We start from the raw sequence: 17,949 nt of genomic DNA, 5'->3' as shown, positions 1-17,949 counted from the left end.
GAATGCCTTCGGTTTTGTGAAATTAAAATTTCGATCGAGTAACCATTTTAATTTCTTATATGGTCGTCAAACAAACTCACGAAAGCATGAAAAGCGACCGCCTAAAAAAAACTTTCTAGCTTTTGCCAACTGCTGACAAAATCACCAACTGACAAATTATCAATTGTGCTTGTTTCGTCCCTTAATTTTTCTGGCAACTTTCCCATAAATTCCAAGGCAAATTGTGATATAATTTCAGGAGTAATTTGCAATATTTGGCAGCTCTACTGAATCCAAACCGATTTTATCGCATTTTTGAGATTTATAGCGGTCAAAGTTAAATTTTTAACGGAGTTTTTCAACCTATGAGCACCTCTGAGTCGCGGATAATCCCGACGGATCTGGGTAATGAGATGTCGCGATCGTACTTGGAATACGCCATGAGCGTAATTGTCGGTCGGGCGCTACCAGATGCCAGGGACGGTCTCAAGCCCGTTCACCGACGCATTCTCTACGCCATGAACGAATTGGGCTTGACTCCCGATCGACCTTTCCGCAAATGCGCCCGCGTCGTGGGGGAGGTGCTGGGCAAGTATCACCCGCACGGAGATACAGCGGTTTACGACGCCCTGGTGCGGATGGCTCAGGATTTCTCCATGCGGGAACGCCTGATCAACGGCCACGGCAACTTCGGCTCCGTTGACAACGACCCGCCCGCTGCCATGCGTTACACCGAATGTCGCCTCACAGCTTTGACTAGCGACTCCATGCTGCGCGACATCGACTCGGAAACAGTTGATTTCGGCGACAACTTCGACGGTTCCCAGCAAGAACCCCTCGTACTCCCGGCACGCATCCCCCAAATTTTGCTCAACGGTTCCTCCGGGATTGCTGTAGGGATGGCCACCAACATTCCGCCGCACAATTTAGGCGAAATAATTGACGGTTTAGTAGCACTAATTCACAATCCAGCAATTACTGACCTGGAATTGATGCAGTACATCCCCGGCCCGGACTTTCCCACCGGAGGGCAAATTCTGGGTAGAGGCGGCATTCGCGATGCTTACACCACCGGGCGCGGTTCGATTACAATGCGCGGAGTCGCCGGCATTGAAACCATCGAACATCCCGGTCGCCCCGACAAAGAAGCAATTATTATCACCGAATTGCCTTACCAAACAAACAAGGCAGCCCTAATTGAGAAAATTGCCGAACTTGTCAACGACAAAAGATTAGATGGAATTTCCGACATTCGCGACGAAAGCGACAGAGACGGAATGCGGATCGTGATCGAACTCAAGCGCGACGCCTATCCCCGCGTTGTCCTCAACAACCTCTACAAACAAACACCCCTCCAAGCCAACTTTGGAGCCAATATGTTAGCGCTAGTAAATGGGGAACCCCAACTACTTACGCTCTCCCAATTCCTCAATGTCTTCCTAGACTTCCGCATTGAGACAATTACTCGCCGGACTCAATATGAGCTCCGCAAAGCAGAAGAACGCGACCACCTTCTGCAAGGCTTATTGATTGCCCTAGACAACTTAGATGCAATTATTCACTTAATTCGCGCCGCTGCCGACTCCGCAGCAGCCAAACAAGAATTGATGGATAATTACGGTCTTTCCGAACAGCAATCCGACGCAATTCTGCAAATGCAGCTCCGGCGTTTGACAGCATTAGAAGCGCAAAAAATTCAGCAAGAACACGAAGAACTGCGAGCTAAAATCGCCGATTTGGAAGATATCTTAGCGCGCCGGGAACGCATCTTAGAAATCGCCGAATTTGAAGCAGTCGAAATCCAAACCAAAATCGCCACTCCTAGGCGCAGCGTCATCGAACACGCCGAAGGAGAAATCGATGAAAGAGATTTAATTGCCAACGAACAAGCAATTATTCTGATTACAGAGCAAGGCTACATCAAGCGGATGCCGGTCAGCACTTTCGAGGCCCAAAGTCGCGCTACTCGCGGCAAAGCAGGCGCGAAAATGAAAGAAGACGATGGAGTAGAACATTTCCTTTCCTGCTGCGATCACGATAGCGTTTTGTTCTTCAGCGACAGGGGCGTAGTTTACTCTCTCAAAGCTTATCAAATTCCCGTCTGTTCCCGGACTGCCCGCGGCACTCCCGTGGTACAACTGCTGCCGATTCCTATAGAAGAAAAAATCACTTCTATGGTATCAGTCACAGAATTTACCAGCGAAGAATACTTGGTAATGCTGACTCGTAACGGCTACATCAAGAAAACCGCACTTTCCGCTTTTGGCAACATCCGCACTAATGGATTAATCGCGATTTCTCTAGAAGAAGGCGACCAACTGCGCTGGGTACGGAGAGCAAAAGTGGGTGACAGCATCATCATCGGTACGCGCCAAGGCATGGCAATTCATTTCCGCACCAATCACGAACAGTTGCGCCCAGTCGGCCGCGCGACGCGGGGTGTAAAATCAATGAAATTGCGATCGGGCGATGAGTTGATCAGCATGGACATTTTGCCTAGTTCAATTGTTGCCGAAATTGCTGAATTGGAAACTGAAGACTCGGAATTTGAGGGAGCTAATCTTGCTCAATTAGAAACGGGAGACTCGGAATTTGAAGGGGCAGAAATTGCTGAAGTGGAAACTGAAGATGCAGAATTGGAAGACGAAGAATTAGAACTGCAAGCCGACGAAATTGAAGGCGAAGATGCCGAAGAAATTTCGACAGTTAGCAGCGAAGTTCCTTCGGTGTTGGTAATCACCACCAACGGCTACGGCAAGCGGGTTCCTGTTTCTCAATTCCGCCTGCAAAGACGGGCTGGCAAGGGATTGACGGCTACTAAATTCAAATCTAAAAAGGGTAAGGATCAGGTAGCAGCGCTGCGAATTGTCAACGAAGATGACGAATTGATGATCGTTACCAACCGAGGTATTATTATCCGTCAGGCTGTGAGTGCAATTTCCACCCAATCGCGCACAGCAACGGGTGTGCGGGTGCAGCGGTTAGATGAGGATGATTCGATCGTAGCTGTGGCTTTAGTGCCGCCTGCTGGTGAAGAATCGGCGGAAGAATCGGAATCTGAGGAAGTGGCAGAATAGTCCTAGGTTAATAGTTTGTAAGGTGCGCGCTGCGTACCTTACTGCTGAATGGTAAAAATGCGATCGGCTATTCCCGGTTTCTGCATCCAAGACCGGTCAAAATTTAATACTAATTCTGAAAATATATCTTTAGCGACACTGCAATTCCCTATCCGGCGCTTGAATCGTTGACAATCGATCCGATAGTTGCTATAGCATAATATACAGCGTATTCCAGGTTTATTAAATGTAGGGACACTCCAAAAGCCCATTGGTGTCAACTTAAGCCGAAAGCCTTGAGAAATCTCGTTTTTACCCCAGTCTAGATCCCCCTAAATCCCCCTTAAGAAGGGGGACTTTGAGAAGCCTCCTGTCCCCCCCTTCTTAAGGGGGGCTAGGGGGGATCTAGATTTAATGGTCTTGCCAGCAGTCTCTGGCTGGGTTTGACCTGGTTGTTGACACAAATGGGCTCTTGGAGTGTCCCTACGGGGAGCTAACGATCGCGCGGTGTACTTCATAAATGTGGAATCTGCTGTAAGAATAAAGTTAATAGCAAAAGTCTGTAAAAATGCCTTATTTAACAGCAGCAAACGACATCAAAGCACTCATCGCTAAATTTGCCCAAGCTAAAATCCTGTGGGTTGACACAGAAATAGCAGACTATAAATCCAACCCCAGATTATCTCTAATTCAGGTGTTAGCTGACTCCACAGATTCGAGTGGAGATGGTACTTTTCTACTAGATGTCTTGGATAAACCTGAATTGGCCAAAGATTTCATCAACCAAATCATGGTAAATCCAGATATCGAAAAAGTTTTGCACAACGCCAGCTATGACATCCGATTTCTGGGCAATGACGACGCTCAAAATGTCACTTGCACATTCAAAATGGCGAGCAAGATTCCCACTTACATTCTGCCGTTACCTAACCGACAACTCAAAACTTTAATAGAAACACTTTGCGGCATTGCTTATGTAGATAAAACAGAACAAAGCGGCGATTGGGCAAAGCGTCCCCTCACCCAAAAGCAGCTAGAATATGCCAAGATGGACGCGGTTTATTTAGCTGGAGTGCATGGCCGCCTGCTAGAAATCCTTGCCCAATGTTACCCCGAACCCGCAACGGAAAACTTAACAGCATTGGGCGAAAAATATCAGGAAATAGAATCTCAGTGGAAGCCGCTAGATTCAGAAATCGCTGAAGTTAAAGAACGATTTAAAGCAGGGATGATGGCCCAAAATCTCAAAGATAGTTCTTATTTTCAGCTTGCCAGTTCGATAACGATGAAAGTTGATTTTATGACGCTGGCCAGACTGACGCAAACTGAGGGAATTGAGTTGAATTTTCCGGTGACGCTGACGAAAGAAATTCAAAAACAGTTAGGCCAACTCATCGCTCATCCATCTTTGGAAGTTGAGGATATTGCTAGTTGGCGGTTAAATTCTAATGTACAGCAACGGCGGAAATCCACTAAGAAAATTGCGCCGGAACCGGAGAGTGAGGATTTAACAGTATTGGGGAAAAGGTATCAAGAAATTTTGCCTGAATGGAAGTTACTGGATTCAGAAGTTGAGCATTTGAAAGAGCGAATTAAAAAAGCAATGTTGGTGCAAAATAAGAGAAATACTCCCGATTTTAAGTTATCCAGTTCCTCAATTTTGAAGGTAGATTTTGCTAGATTGGCAAAACTTGCGCTATCTGTGGGGGTTGAGTTAGATTTTATGGTGACGCTGACTCAATACATCCAAAAGCGTTTAGGGGAAGCGATTAACAAAATTGATGTGCAAATTGAGTATATTACCAGTTGGCGGATGACGGCTAAGACTGTGGAAGATGAAGATGAGGAAATTCCGTTTTAAGCCAGGACTAAAGCCAAGTGTCACACTTAAATCTACTTGTAAGGATTTAGTAGATTACCTGCCTCCTGCCGACACTCCTCAATATACTTTTTTAAAGTAGGTAGGGAGTTCTCAGGTGTTGATTTAAGCCCGGAACCAAAAACACTCTTAATTGCTGTATCACATTCTCGAACCGGAACAATGAAATCTCGAATAGTCTCAAAGCCATCGGCTTTAATATTTCTGAGAACAAGTTGCTCTAAGCACCATAATCTATGATTGAGAGATTCTTGAATGATAGGTAAGTTAACTTTTGCTAAGGCTTTGATGAATCTTTTATCTCCAGTAAAAATCTGAGCAGATTTATCTTTTTGGATAATTTGTATAGCATGACTTGTGAGAATTGCCTCACCTGGATCGATATTTTCAATATTGGATAATTGAATAAAAATTTCTTGGTCAATATCAGATTCAGATATTTTTGGTAAAGTCTTAGTAAGGTAAAGAACTTGTTTATAATTAATCAACGGATCTTCTGGTTTTCGACTTTTCCCTGCTTCAAATTTTTTCCAATCGCCTTCAAATTTATATTGTGCCGTCTCTAGGATATTAACTTGCTCAGAACTAGCATCAAATAATTGAAGAGTCTTATCGAATAGCTGGAATGTAGCAAGCTTTTTGATGATGTCATTATCGATGCAATAGATACAAGCAGACAAAGCTATTCTCCTAAAATTTGGTCTAAGTAATCAGCATTATCGTCACTTAATTCATCCCAATTTAGATGCTGATCTAAAAATTTGTTAATAGTCTTGTGTCCTTCTTTAGCAGAATCGATTAAATTTACACATCCCATAGACAATGCAAAATAATCTTTATTATACCAGCCATAATTTAAAGCTAATGCAGATGGATCAATAGTTGAGTCACTTTGAAGAACTTGAGTAATTTTATTCTTTAGGTCTTTTGCATTCTTAAATTTTTTCGTGCCGACGGAGTTGTCAAAACTGTTGACTAGCAGTTTAACTGCAAACAGATTGCTATCTTTTTCTTCTCGATCATTACAGTCTTGCTTAATATCATCATCAATCAAAATACCTTCTTGAATATGACCAAGGGCAAGATGACCCAGTTCATGGGCAAGATCGAATGCTAGACATACGGATTGTGTCTTACCGCTACTCAAGACAATCACGGGATGATCGGCTTGCCATTGGATCATGCCTCTAATTTTGCGGGTATTTTTAGGGTAATTCTTAAAATAGACAACAGCGATACCATGTTCCCAACAGTAATCGAGCAAGCTGTATAAAGTGACTTGAGGATGTTTGGCAACTATCTCTGAACGAACTTGATGAGGGTCGGATGGGATGGGCTGAAATTCGAGCTTTATAGTATCAGCGACCACTTCCGCAACCCGTGAGGCAAGTTGATGGGCAACATCAGGTACGTCTGCTTTATCCTGTTGATGGTACTTGAACTTGGTATGGAGTAAGGGCTTAAACTGAGGCTTCTGATCCTCGGCTAAAAGACTCTTGAGGTCTAGGTGCAGACGTTGGGCAATATGACCAGCACCCTCTAGGACGGCGACGGGTTTATTGTCTAGTTCTTCATTCCACCAACTGGGCAAGCCTTTTTCTTTAACGAAACGTTTTGAGAAACCGATCGCCGAGAGTTTTTTATAGAGAACAGACATTGATAATGTTTGTGTCATTGGCTTGCCCTCCGTATGAGAATTCGCGTAATATCATTGTAACCTAATTCCCTAGAATTTGGCTACTAGATTTTTTTTATAGCGTTAATCTCTATCCTACGACCGAATATTTTTTTGCGAAAGTAACACCAAATGAAAGTTACAAACTCGAAAAATTCCCACCATAGAAGATTTGCGATCGCTCCTTTCGTCTTGGCAACCTAACACTTGTCCCATCTACCTATTTCCTAGTCGCCACCGCTGCGCCTTTGCGGTTTATTTCAATCACCCATATTTAACCAAGGTGGGCAAAATGCCCACCCTAGTTTTTACTTCCCTACGGTGAAATACTCATTTTTAGCATACACGCTAATAATGCAGTCTCCCACTTCAAAAAACATCCCCTCTTGCTCATCCTTAGAAAATTGCAAGTTGCCGTATTTAGAATTAATTTCCTCAGCCGTCGCCGCTTTAGCCTCCATTTCATCCGGGATAAGTCCGGTAGAACCGATATAGAAAACCAGCGGTGAAACTTTTTCGCGGTACACTTTTTCAGCATAAGCTTCCAGTCGCTCATTCGCATTAGCTAAAGCAGCGACAAATTCGTCTCGCTTGACATCTTCTCCCTGCCATTTCGCTTGCAAAAGGCGCAGCAAACTATCTGCACCCACTTTGGCTAAAGTAGCGCTAACAATTCCGTTATCCTCCAACCCCAAAAACTCATCGAAAATCAGTTTCATCAAGTCGTCAACTTTGGTAATTTTTGTTCGGGATGACAGCGTTTTGTGTGCGAAGACAACAGGCTCATCTAAGGTGATGTCAAATGTCGGTTTTGCTAGCTTTTCGCCCGTGTTTTTGTGGTAAACTTCATAAAGGCGATCGAGAAATTTGTTGGCCGAGTGCAATTTGCCGAAGTTGAGAATGTTTTTGCTGCCGATGTCGATTTTGTAGCTGACTCGCGAATCTACTGAACCGTTGGCGATCGCACTTTTTAAATCTGTGTATTCCGTCGTCGTCGGAAAGTTGATGTAAAGGTTTTTTGACAGATAATGCTGTTTCAATTCTTCCAATTGTTCCGCTGTGTAGGCCTCGGATTCCTCCTTCAAATGAGCCGAAAGAATGCTAGAGAGAATTTTGATTTCTGCGAGTTCCTCAAACACTCCGTCAAGGCTGCCGTAACGCCCGTCAAAAGGCACTAGGGGCAAATTATCTAACTTTATATCGTACTCTGAACGGAAGTCAAATTCTTGCACAGGCGAACCGTCTTTTTCCAGGACACCTAATTTGTTGAGCAAATCAAACACTGCTTTGCTGCTGATTTTGGTTCGCAGCGACTTAATATTAACTTCCCCGTCGCTGACAATGGTATAATTGTTGAAACTATTGAGGTCTGTAACTAGAATTCCCGCCACTTCGGCGATTAAAGTTTCATCCTCAACTTTTACCAACTTCGCTTTTCGGGTAATCAGCATATTGATGGTAGCGGTATTTTGATTGATGGCAAATGAACCCATTTGCACGTATTCGCCACCATCTAAGAATTCAGTTTTCAGCCAAGGCTTGATAAGGTTGCCGTTTTCGTCTCGCTTTCCCTCAATTCGCTTCAAACCTTTTCGCTGATAATTTTCTTGCAAGTGTTTCAAGTTGATGATGATGCTGTTGCTGTTTTCCTCCAATATCTTGATTAACTCCAGCAGGGAAATTTTATCGCTGACTTTTACCCGATCGCCAATTACATGATTTTTCAACACATCAGGCGCAAAAACAACCTCTTCCAAATCTTCCGTAAACTCGGCTATTTGGGCATTTGTCAAAGCTTTCGCGTGTTTTTCCGTCAAAGTAGCGTCGAAGGTACTCACCAGCGCATACTTAGCCGTATTTAAATTGCCGTCAGCGAGGTTAGCTTTCGCAAAAGCAAACACCGACTCATCAGTTTGAGCAACGGGAACATCTAATTTGTCATACTCATCTTTGGCGACTTTCTGATATTTGTAAAACAATCCGCGATCGTCTGCTTTCAGCCCGCAGATTTTCAGCGTGCTCGATGAACCGTTGATTTTCTGGCCACTTTTGGAAACAAAAACTTGATAATCATATTCCTTAATTAAGGGTTCTTCCAGCGCAGGTGCAACGGAACTGCCTAACAGTTTTGTGCTGTCGTAAAGAGCATCATAAACCATTTTGACTTCGCCAGCGCGGATGCAATTTCCCGATAATGTGTTGGCGATTTTGGAGAGCAATTTGAAGTCAGCAGAGGCATAGGAGATCGTGTTGGCAAACACATCCATGTCTTTGAGTTCTTCGCAAATTTCCCCTAGTTTGGCAGCTTCGGAATTGGCACTTGGGTCATTTGCATAGCCGTCTGTGTGCAAATTGATCGCTGTCATTTCTCCCCCTTTAATCAGAGATTTAGCGAGTTGCATCGACTGCGATATGCAGGTAGATCCAGCAGTGTGGATTTTTTGAATTTCTTTGATGTATGGAGAGTCAAACTTCAGCACTTCTTGAATCGGAATTCGCTGGAAGTGACAAATTACGTCCCGATTGCTAGCATAGGAAATCAGGCTGACAATTAGCTCGTAATTGTTGTATTCGTCTAAGGTCAAAAGCTTGATTAGGGTTTCTTTGAGCGGTTCTAAGGCATAATACATTGAGCCGGAACGGTCGATGATGATGATGCTGTGAGCGACGGATTTTTCTGGGATATCACCGGGCTTTCTTTCTAAATTAATGCGATCGACTAGATAGAATGCCTTGGCGTTTCCGGCAAAATTGTAGAGGGTAAACTTGGTGCGAGTATTGGAGGCTGCTTGGCTGCTGGAACGTTTGACTTGAGATGATTGTTTTGCTTGCCGTGCCATAGTTTTCACCTATGTTGACTTATTCCTCAACTTAATCATGACACGCGCTTCTGGGGATGTCAAGGCCTGTGTGGAAAATTATCTGCGAGGCTGAATAAGCATTAATATTTAGCGCTGCGGTGCAAGGGAAAACTGCGGCGGTAGGCTAAAGGTAAATACAATTCAGTTAAGCTCGATCCCCCCTAGCCCCCCTTAAAAAGGGGAGTAGGGGGTGGGACAAGAACTTATTCAAAGTCAACCCCTACTCCCCTTCTTAAGGGGGATTTAGGGGGATCTCCGAGGAATAAATATTTTTAACTGAACGGTATTGGGCTAAAGGTGGGCTTTTTTGGCAAAAGTAGCGGATCTGCGTAAATATTTAGTAAATATTGAGTCCATCATGCTTTATTTAGAAAATCCGCTGCTCAAACTTTATATAAATCTGATCGGATGGGTGGCGTTCGGATTCATTCTCGGTCGCCTGCTACCGAGAAGCTATTCTACATATTTAGCCAAGTTTCTTTTCTTCTTTGGGACGCCATTGAGCATTGTTGCTTTTATCCGCCGCGCCAATTTGTCGGGCGCTATTTGGATGACGCCGCTGATAGCTTGGGCGGCAATGCTAGCAGGTGGAGGACTCGCTGGGATTTTGATAAATTTCGGTGTCGGCGAGGAACGTTTCAAGAGTCTTAATCCGATCGCCCAAAATAGCCCGGAAGAAAACACCGCTTGGAGTTTGCCCACTCAAGGCAGCTTCTTATTGGCAACGATGGTTGGCAATACGGGTTTTTTAGGCATTCCCGTCAGCTTGTCCTTATTGGGTTCGGAACACTTTGCCTGGGCGTTGTTTTACGACTTGCTAGGCACTGGCATGGCAATTAATATAGTGGGAGTTGCTATTGCTTCTCACTGCGGTAAAAGCGATCGCCGTCAGAGTTGGTTAACTCCCCTGCGGGCAATTTTTAGGAATCCGGCATTGTGGGCTTTTGGTTTAGGATTTGTCTCGCGCAGCTTGCCGCTGTCGGCACCAATCGAAGAATTGTTAACAACAGGTGCTTGGACTATAATTACTTTATCTTTAATTACGATCGGGATGCAGTTGAGCAAGTTGAATTCCTTGCACAACCTCAAACAAGTTTTGGCTTGTCTGGCGATTAAAATGCTGTTAATTCCCTTGGTAATTGGCACGGGATTAACGTTTTTTGGCATCGGGGGCGCGCCGCGACTTGTGCTCGTGCTGCAAATGGCAATGCCTCCTGCTTTTGGTACTACATTGCTGGCCGAAGCTTTCAATCTCGATCGCGAATTAGCGGTAACTGCGATCGGCCTCGGCTGCGTTAGTTTATTATTCACTATTCCCCTATGGATGAGGCTATTTAATTTTTAATAAAAATACGAATTGCTCAGCTTGAAAAGTTTCTTACTTCAGTGATCCCCATCACAAAGATTGAACGATATATCGCCTTTATCAGTAACATGAGGTGTTCTCCGATCTAGGGCTCCGTGGGCCTAGGCCTCCGTGGGCATAGGGCATACCTCACTAGATTGAAAACTGCTCTATCTCATATTGATTTAAAATAACAATCACGGGAGTTGGAAACTGTATTGGCTTCTGCTAATGTGGAAATAGCCCGTGGAGGACGGGAAGAATAGAAGTATGGCAAGTATAAATTTTACATTGACAGGTTATCAAATTCTCGATCGCATTTACTCAGGAACTCGCACCCTAGTTTATCGAGCTTTTCGCACTAACGATAAACAGCCCGTCGCCATCAAAGTCTTGCGGAACGAGTATCCCAGCTTCAGCGAACTGGTGCAATTTCGCAATCAGTACACGATCGCCAAAAACCTCAACTTGCCCGGAATCATCGAAACCTACAGCTTGGAAACCTACCACAACAGCTATGCGTTGGTAATGGAAGACTTTGGGGGAATTTCTCTGAAGGAATGGACGGAAAAAGGGGAAACTCGGCCGTCTCTGATGGAGTTTTTGCAAGTAGGTATCGACCTGAGCAATATATTAGATATACTCTACCGCCACCGGATAATTCACAAAGACATTAAACCCGCCAATATTTTAATTCATCCCCAAACAAAACAAGTCAAACTCATTGACTTTAGTATTGCATCTTTGCTGCCAAGGGAAACTCAAACCCTGATGAATCCTAACCTGCTGGAAGGGACACTCGGCTATTTGTCTCCCGAACAAACGGGAAGGATGAATCGCGGCATTGACTACCGCAGTGACTTTTACTCTTTGGGCGTGACTTTTTACGAATTGCTGGGGGGACGATTGCCGTTTCAATCCAACGATGTGATGGAATTAGTACACTGTCATATTGCCAAGCAACCGCCATCACTGCATCAAATCAATCCTGAAATCCCGCCTGTACTTTCGGAGATTGTCAGCAAATTAATGGGGAAAAATGCCGAAGACCGCTATCAGAGTGCATTGGGGCTGAAATTCGATTTAGAATGTTGTTTGGAGCAACTTGAAGAAAACGGTAGGATAAAGAGTTTTGCGATCGCCCAGAGGGATGTGGGCGATCGATTCATTATACCCGAAAAACTCTACGGTCGCGAAACAGAAGTAGAAACCCTACTCGAAGCCTTCGATCGCGTCAGTAGTGGCACAACTGAAATGATGCTAGTAGCTGGTTTTTCTGGGATTGGGAAAACTGCAATTGTAAATGAAGTTCAAAAACCAATTGTCCGCCAGCGCGGCTATTTTATCAAAGGCAAATTCGACCAATTTAACCGAAACATTCCTTTCTCAGCTTTTGTGCAAGCATTTCGAGACTTAATGAAACAATTGTTGAGCGAAAGTGACGAGGAGTTGAAAAAATGGCAAACTCAAATATTGCAAGCACTGGGCGAGAACGGACAAGTCATTATTGAAGTAATTCCCGAACTCGAAAGAATTATTGGGAAACAAGCACCCGCACTGGAATTATCAGGAACTGCGGCACCAAATCGGTTTAATTTGCTTTTTCAAAACTTTATTAAGGTGTTCACAAAACCAAAACATCCTCTGGTGATGTTTTTGGATGACTTGCAGTGGGCAGATTCCGCCTCGCTGCGGTTAATGGAAATGCTGGTGGCCGATGCGACAATCGGCTATTTATTAGTAATTGGTGCCTACCGAGATAATGAAGTATTTGCAGCACACCCGTTGATGCTAACACTGGATGCAGCGGTTAAAGCTGGGGCAACGGTGGATACTATTACGCTGGAACCGTTGAGTTCAGAAAGTCTCAATCATTTGGTTGCTGATACGCTCAATTGCGATCCATATTGGGCAAGACCTTTGGCGGATTTGGTTGCACAAAAAACCCAGGGAAATCCCTTTTTTACAACACAATTTCTCAAAGCACTGCATCAGGATGGGCTGATTGAGTTTGACCGGCTTGCTGGTTATTGGCAGTGCGATATTGTGCGAGTTCGGGAGGCAGCGCTGACGGATGATGTGGTCGAGTTTATGGCGTTGCAGTTGCAAAAATTGCCGCCAGCGACTCAGAATGTGTTGAAGTTGGCGGCTTGTGTTGGGAATCAGTTTGATTTGGGGACTTTGGCAGTTGTTTCCGAGCAATTGGAAACGGAAACGGCGGCGGATTTGTGGAAGGCTTTGCAAGAGGGGTTAATCCTGCCTGAAAGTGAAATATACAAGTTTTATATGGGGCGAGAAAGACGGGAGGAGACCGAAAATTCGGAGGTGGCGAATTACAAGTTTTTGCACGATCGCGTTCAGCAAGCCGCCTATTCTTTAATTCCCGAACAAGAGCGATCACGAGCTCACTATCAGATTGGACAATTGCTGATCCAGCAAATTTCACCCGCAGCTATAGAAGAGCAAATTTTTTCAGTCGTCAATCAGTTGAATTATGGTATTGCGCTGATTGAAGACCAAACAGAACGATCCCATCTGGCACAACTCAACCTCACGGCTTGCCGCAAAGCCAGATCCGCTACTGCTTATCAAGCTGCTCGCGAGTATGCTGCGATCGGGCTAAATTTGCTTGGAGAGAGCGCTTGGCAACGACAGTACGAGATGACCTTGAACTTGCACGACATAGCCGCAGAAGTGGCTTCACTCTGTGGTGATTTTGACCAGATGAATCAGTGGGTTAACACTGTGATTCATCATACCAGAATTCCCCTAGAGCGAGTGAGCGTTTACATCGTCAAAATTCAGGCATTATCGTCCCAGAACAAGTTTTTAGAAGCAATTGCTATCGGTTTGTTGAGTCTCAAAGAATTAGGAGTTGAATTGCCCGATCGCCCTACATCAGAAGATATTCAGCAAGCAGTGCAGGAAATTAATAGCTCGATCGGCGATCGACCGATTGAAGAGTTATTCGAGCTGCCAGCGATAGTGGATGCCCAAAAACTGGCCACCATGCAAGTGGCGGCAAGTATGGTGTCAGTTTGTTATGTGGTCGGTTGGTCTTTGTTTGCGTTGGTGACTGCCTTACAGGTAAATTTATCAAAAATTTGGGTTTAAAACCCTGTCCTTCTAGGACGGCTTTAATTTCTTAAAACTTCTTTCAACAAGTCCAGTAAGTTCCTATATTTGTGATATACTATAAAAGTCAAGGTTTAATTCCTTTACCATCGTGAAACAGTTAAGACACACTTTTAGGTATAAACCGGGGGACGCAGAGCAGCGAAAACTCTTTAAACAGCTAGAGGTTGAATTAAACCTTAAACCAGTTAAAACAAACTATTCTTTTAGGATTGTTAAGTAGGGTAGGGCATACCCAAACTCTAGGTAAATATCCTAGTACGCTTTTGGAGATAGACCCGCTGGGGTGGCTGCGAATCAGGCTCGTTAATTGGTAGTTTTCTACGGTTAAAAGGTCTGAATATTGCCGAAAGGACGCAACACTTAAAGGTTAGTCGCTGAATTAAGAATCCTCGCACTTTTAGGTCGGGGAGTGTCAAATTTCTATGACTCACTCATAGCCCTGGCCACTCCTGAGTCCGAGACGGAGTTAGAAACGCAGGGGCAACGAGTTCAGGAAAATCAAAGGAAGTTGCAGCATTGGGCAGAACACGCCCCCATGAATTATTTGCATAAGTGGCAGTTGGTAGAAGCAGAGAAATACCGAGTTGCCAGACAGAGGGCAGAAGCTATTGAAATGTACGATCGCGCTATTTCTGGAGCGCAAGAAAACAAATACATCCAAGAAGAAGCTCTCGCTAACGAACTAGCAGCTAAATTCTACCTCGACTGGGGCAAAGAAAAAGTGGCGCAAGCCTATATGCAAGATGCCTACTACTGTTACGAGCGGTGGGGTGCGAAAGCCAAAATCGATGAGTTAGAAAAACGCTATCCCCAACTTCTTTCTCCACTATTGCAGGCAAGAGAAAATCGTTGTGTAATTTGCGAAACCAGCCTCCACCCAATCAATAAATCGTCAATTTTACCTCAAAGATTCCCAACAATTCTATCGAGCAGCAACAGTATTTACGAAACCCTGGATTTCGCGGCTATTCTCAAAGCCTCCCAAACTCTCTCAAGTGAAATTCAATTAGAAAAATTGCTGGCTGCGCTGATGTGTGTGGTGATGGAAAATGCCGGGGCAAAAAAAGCAGTTCTCCTGTTGCTTAAGGATGGGAATCTCGCGATCGAAGCTGTAGCCTCCTTCCATCAAGATGTCATCTCAATATCTGTACCGCTGTCAGCCAGCGACGAGGTTCCCGCTGCTGTGGTCAACTATGTTAAGCGGACTTGGAAAACTGTGGTTTTGGATAATGCAGCAGTACAAAACGATTTTATTGCCGATCAGTATTGGGTGCAGAAAAAGCCGAAAAGTGTGCTGTGCGCGCCAATTTTAAATCAGGGTAAATTAATCGGGTTGCTATATCTAGAAAATAACTTGACAATTGGTGCATTTACAGAAGAGCGCACTGATGTCATCCAACTTTTGTGCGCCCAAGCGGCTATCTCTATAGAAAATGCCCGCTTGTACCAACAATCTCAAACTTATGCACAAGAATTAGAGCGATCGCTCCTTGATTTGCAGCAAGCACAGTTACAGATCGTGCAAAGCGAAAAAATGTCCACCCTGGGCAATCTCGTCACAGGAATAGCCCACGAAATCAATAATCCTGTCGGCTTTATTAGCGGCAATATTGAGGAAGCAACCACCACGATCAAAGATGTGATTGGCCATTTAAAATTATATCAAGAAAAACTGCCAAATCCTGGCGAGGAAATCGAACAAGATGCTGAGGATATTGATTTAGAGTATGCCTTAGAAGATTTGCCAAAGATGCTGTTGTCGATGAAAGTGGGGTGCGATCGCATTCGCGGCATTAGCACCAGCCTCCGCACCTTCTCCAGAGCCGATAAAGACTACAAAGTTCCCTTTAACATCCATGAGGGCCTTGACAGCACAATCTTAATTTTGAAACATCGGCTGAAAGCCAACGAACACCATCCTGCGATCGAAGTCGTCACAGACTACGGCAATCTCCCCCCAATCGAATGCTTTCCCGGTCAACTTAACCAAGTCTTTATGAACCTGCTTGCTAACGCGATCGATGCCCTAGAAGAATCAAACCAAGGACGCAGTTTCGAGGATATTAAAGCAAATCCACACTGTATCACTATTCGTACCAGTCTGTCGGGCGATCGGCACATCAAAATTCAGATTGCCGATAACGGTGCGGGCATGACAGAATCAGTGAAACAGCGTATTTTTGACCATTTGTTCACAACGAAGGCAGTAGGAAAAGGCACTGGGTTAGGATTGGCGATCGCCCGCCAGATTGTAGTCGAAACCCACGGCGGAACAATTAATGTCAATTCTACTTTGGGGGGAGGGAGTGAATTTGAGATAGTGTTACCTATTAGCGCATAAAAGTTGACTGTTGACTGATGACTGTTGACTGTTGACTGTTGACTGTTAACTGTTAACTGTTAACTAATGACTAATGACTAATGACTAATGACTAATGACTAATGACTAATGACTAATGACTAATGACTAATGACTAATGACTAATCGGGCATTATACCAGCCCCGATCGCAACGGCGGACACGGGCAAAACTTCCAGCGCCCCTGCGCCAGATTGCCAAAATCTCAATTATGCTAACCTAGGCAAGCAGCAATCCCTTGTCACGAAGGCGATTAACCTAATTTCAAACAATTTATTTTATTGAGGACCGGTGTATCCCGTATGACAAACCTGATCGGCACAGACAGCAACGACTTTATTCTAGGGACTCCGCTGGGCGATCGAATTCGCGGCTTAGATGGCGATGACACGCCTCTGGGTGCGGGAGGAGATGACACCCTAGAGGGCGACGGCGGCAACGACCAGCTTCTTGGAGGTGACGGAGCAGATTCGCTGATTGGCGGTGAAGGAAATGACGAACTTATTGGCAACCAAGGCCGCGATTCTGCTTCCGGCGGCAACGGCGACGACTCGATTCGCGGCGGTTTGGGCAACGACATCCTCGACGGCAACGACGGGATAGACAGCGTGTTGGGAGATGCAGGGGACGACTTAGTTAGTGGGAACGCAGGCTTTGATGTGATTGCCGGCGGTACTGGCAACGACACCCTCACAGGGAATGACGGGGACGATTCCGTGTTCGGGAATGCTGATGACGACTTTCTCTACGGGAATTTTGGGAACGATTCTCTCAACGGCGGTAGCGGCAGGGATCAACTGTTGGGCGGTGAGGGCAACGATTACTTGAGTGCCGGCGACGGCGACGACACTTTGTACGGCAATGCCGACAACGATTCGCTCTTCGGAGACGCTGGTAATGACCAGATATTCGGGGGCAAGGCTGACGATACAGTTTTTGGCGGCACCGGTTCGGATACCCTTCGCGGCGATGAAGCCGACGACTCGGTACTGGGAGATGAAGGCAATGACTTCCTGTTTGGCGGCAAAGGTAATGATGGTATCGACGGCGGTTTTGGCGATGACTCCTTGGCTGGAGGTATCGGCGACGATACAATTTTGGGAGGTTTCGGCAATGACAATTTATTTGGGGCAGAAGGTAATGATTCTTTAATCGGAGGCGAGGGTTCGGATACTCTGACTGGCGGCAGCGGCAGCGATGTCTTTGGATTGGGAGCCGGGCCTGGCAGTTTGGGTTTAATTACTGATTACAATGACACAGAGGATTTCTTTGGACTGCCGAGCAATTTATCTTTCGCTCAACTGCAAGTTCGGCAAGGTAACGGTGCAAATGTCAGGGATACAGTAATTACGACGCTCGACGGCAAGCTTTTAGCAATTTTGATCGACACTCCGGCGGCGCTGATCGAGGCGAATGATTTTATCGCTGTGACTGGGACGGCTACTCCCAGACCAACTAGGACTACAGTTACAACCACAGTTACAACCACAACTACAGATATAACTGGGGCTGCAACTGCGGCTGCAACTGATGCTCCAACTCCAACTCCGCCTCCGACTCCAACTCCGCCTCCGACTCCGACTCCAACTCCAACTCCAACTCCAACTCCAACTCCAACTCCAACTCCAACTCCAACTCCAACTCCAACTCCAACTCC

Annotated in this window: 8 protein-coding genes and 1 pseudogene; 6 read left to right on the top strand and 3 right to left on the bottom strand. The window is 45.2% G+C overall.

All coding sequences use genetic code 11. The features are described 5' to 3' along the window. Positions 1–344 precede the first annotated feature (344 nt). Both gyrA and QT992_RS01615 read left to right on the top strand, forming a co-directional pair. Entirely contained in the window at positions 345–3,056 is a 2,712-nt protein-coding gene (gene gyrA / locus QT992_RS01620) for a DNA gyrase subunit A (protein ID WP_333315132.1), read from the top strand. A gap of 547 nt (positions 3,057–3,603) precedes the next feature. Further along, positions 3,604–4,896, top strand: a complete 1,293-nt coding sequence (locus QT992_RS01615) for a ribonuclease D (protein ID WP_333339822.1) — start codon at positions 3,604–3,606, stop codon at positions 4,894–4,896. Between the two features lie 32 nt (positions 4,897–4,928). On the opposite strand, the gene QT992_RS01610 is transcribed toward QT992_RS01615, so the two are convergent. From QT992_RS01610 to QT992_RS01600, 3 genes are all read right to left on the bottom strand, one after another. Continuing rightward, a complete protein-coding gene (locus QT992_RS01610) occupies positions 4,929–5,594 on the bottom strand; it encodes a hypothetical protein (RefSeq protein ID WP_333339821.1) in 666 nt (221 codons plus the stop codon). A 2-nt stretch (positions 5,595–5,596) separates the two neighbouring features. Next, on the bottom strand, positions 5,597–6,589 hold the full coding sequence (locus tag QT992_RS01605; RefSeq protein WP_333339818.1) for an ImmA/IrrE family metallo-endopeptidase: 993 nt from the start codon (positions 6,587–6,589) through the stop codon (positions 5,597–5,599). A 308-nt stretch (positions 6,590–6,897) separates the two neighbouring features. Further along, positions 6,898–9,429, bottom strand: a complete 2,532-nt coding sequence (locus QT992_RS01600) for a VWA domain-containing protein (RefSeq protein WP_333339816.1) — start codon at positions 9,427–9,429, stop codon at positions 6,898–6,900. A gap of 379 nt (positions 9,430–9,808) precedes the next feature. Here QT992_RS01600 and QT992_RS01595 point away from each other — a divergent pair, with 379 nt between their 5' ends. The 4 genes and pseudogenes from QT992_RS01595 to QT992_RS01580 all read left to right on the top strand — a co-directional run. Next, the gene (locus tag QT992_RS01595) at positions 9,809–10,795 is read left to right on the top strand and encodes an AEC family transporter (RefSeq protein WP_333315126.1); all 987 of its coding nucleotides are present in this window, start codon (positions 9,809–9,811) and stop codon (positions 10,793–10,795) included. Between the two features lie 270 nt (positions 10,796–11,065). Beyond that, positions 11,066–13,909: a serine/threonine-protein kinase PknK gene (locus QT992_RS01590; protein WP_333339813.1), complete on the top strand. Its 2,844-nt coding sequence runs from the start codon at positions 11,066–11,068 to the stop codon at positions 13,907–13,909. 442 nt (positions 13,910–14,351) lie between these two features. After that, positions 14,352–16,274, top strand: a pseudogene (locus QT992_RS01585) (ATP-binding protein); the annotation flags it as partial. 320 nt (positions 16,275–16,594) lie between these two features. Then, the coding region (locus QT992_RS01580; RefSeq protein ID WP_333342730.1) for a calcium-binding protein at positions 16,595–17,949 on the top strand (1,355 nt) is incomplete at its 3' end.

The organism is Microcoleus sp. T3_D1 (genome assembly GCF_036700405.1).
Classification (GTDB): Bacteria; Cyanobacteriota; Cyanobacteriia; order Cyanobacteriales; family Microcoleaceae; genus Microcoleus.
Note: the sequence above shows the minus strand (reverse complement) of the source record. Positions and strands in the feature narration are given on the sequence as shown.